The sequence below is a fragment of the Kosakonia quasisacchari genome (assembly GCF_004331415.1).
Taxonomy (GTDB): Bacteria; Pseudomonadota; Gammaproteobacteria; order Enterobacterales; family Enterobacteriaceae; genus Kosakonia; species Kosakonia quasisacchari.
In genome coordinates, this window is the sequence record NZ_SJOP01000060.1 from 1 (window position 1) to 1236 (window position 1236).

The 1236-nt window shown below is 52.6% G+C and carries 2 protein-coding genes and 1 pseudogene; 1 reads left to right on the plus strand and 2 read right to left on the minus strand.

All coding sequences use genetic code 11. The features are described from left to right. Window positions 1-73: pseudogene (locus E0L21_RS24630) on the plus strand (DUF1471 domain-containing protein); the annotation flags it as partial. Between the two features lie 50 nt (window positions 74-123). Here E0L21_RS24630 and E0L21_RS24635 read toward each other — a convergent pair. Both E0L21_RS24635 and E0L21_RS24640 read right to left on the minus strand, forming a co-directional pair. Beyond that, complete coding sequence (locus E0L21_RS24635) at window positions 124-621, minus strand: YgjV family protein (RefSeq protein ID WP_235855302.1); 498 nt, start codon at window positions 619-621, stop codon at window positions 124-126. A 55-nt stretch (window positions 622-676) separates the two neighbouring features. Beyond that, window positions 677-1198 (minus strand): Crp/Fnr family transcriptional regulator, encoded by a 522-nt coding sequence (locus E0L21_RS24640; RefSeq protein ID WP_235855303.1) that lies wholly within the window; start codon window positions 1196-1198, stop codon window positions 677-679. Between the last annotated feature and the right edge of the window lie 38 nt (window positions 1199-1236).

A 1236-nucleotide genomic window follows, 5' to 3' on the forward strand; every position in this document is an offset into this window, starting at 1 on the left:
CGCATCTTCTTACCAGATCACTGAAGCGTATACCGGCAACCAGGTTCACATGACCGCCGAACTGAACAAATAAGTCACGCTGTACTGTCGAAAGAGCGCCCTCGGGCGCTTTTTTTTGCTTTTTTATCCACTCAGTCGGGGGAGCCGCCAGTATGACACCAGCGTACTGAGAATGAATGCGCTCTCCATGGCAACGGCCACCGGCGATCCGATCACCAGATTATTCAACAGCCAGCAGGCGCTACCGCAGAGGGTGAGCCGCCGCATACTTTTTGCCGCCGGGTGAAAGGCTGCGCTGGTCATCAGCAAGCTACCCAGTAGCGGTAAAACATCGGCGAGTTGCTGCCAGCTTAGCGCGCTGTACAAGCAGGTTGCGACAATAAACACCGTTTTCATTTTCCGCGCGGTGGTCATGATGGCAGCGAGATAACGGCAGGCGGCCAGTGCCATCAAACCTGCGGCAACGGGCGCATTCAACAAGCAGAAATGTATTGCCAGCAGGCTGGTGGAGGCGGCAAGTATCGCCAGCGTTGTCTGCCGCCGGGCAAACTGAAACGCCAACAAATCAAAAATGAAGGAAAAGCCAGCCAGCATTTGCGACAGCCAAAAAGCGTTCATCATCGTTTTCTCTCTTGCGTGATGGCGGTGATGGTAGCGGCTGAGCTGCGGGCTTTCGTTAACCTTTGTTAAGACGTGCGCGGATCCGTGACAAGCTCACCGGCGAGATGCCGATATAACTGGCGAGATCTTTTTGCGTTAATTGTGCTTCCCATGCCGGAAAATGAGCCTGCACATAGCGATAGCGTTGCTCCGGGTTATTGAGCAAAAACATTTGCTCTTTCTTCTCTTTAAAGATCAGTTGCTGGCGCAGGAGCGCTATTTTTACCGCCTGATGTTCTTCCTTTTCCAGTAAACGCAGCGGTACTTCGCTGAGCACGCCTGGCGTCAGCATTTGCAAGCTGTAATCCGCCACGCTACCCGTTAACCAGCTCAGATAGAGAAAACAGCACTCACCGGGAAAGTAAAACTCCTTTACGCGCTCGCTCCCTTCGGGCGAATGCCAGACAGCACGCGCGATACCTTCATGCAGCACAAACATTTTTTGTTGTACATCACCCTGTCTGAGCAGGGTTGTCGCCGGGCTGATTCGCGCCGTTTTCTGGTCGACAAGGAGAGGAGCTAACCAATCAGCTATCATGCGGATCTCTTTTGTTCATAAATTTTGATAAAGAAAGG

What these genes read in the sequence shown, in the direction of transcription:
- E0L21_RS24635 (WP_235855302.1), bottom strand. Translation starts at nt 621, where the DNA reads ATGATGAACGCTTTTTGGCTGTCGCAAATGCTGGCTGGCTTTTCCTTC.
- E0L21_RS24640 (WP_235855303.1), bottom strand. Translation starts at nt 1,198, where the DNA reads ATGATAGCTGATTGGTTAGCTCCTCTCCTTGTCGACCAGAAAACGGCG.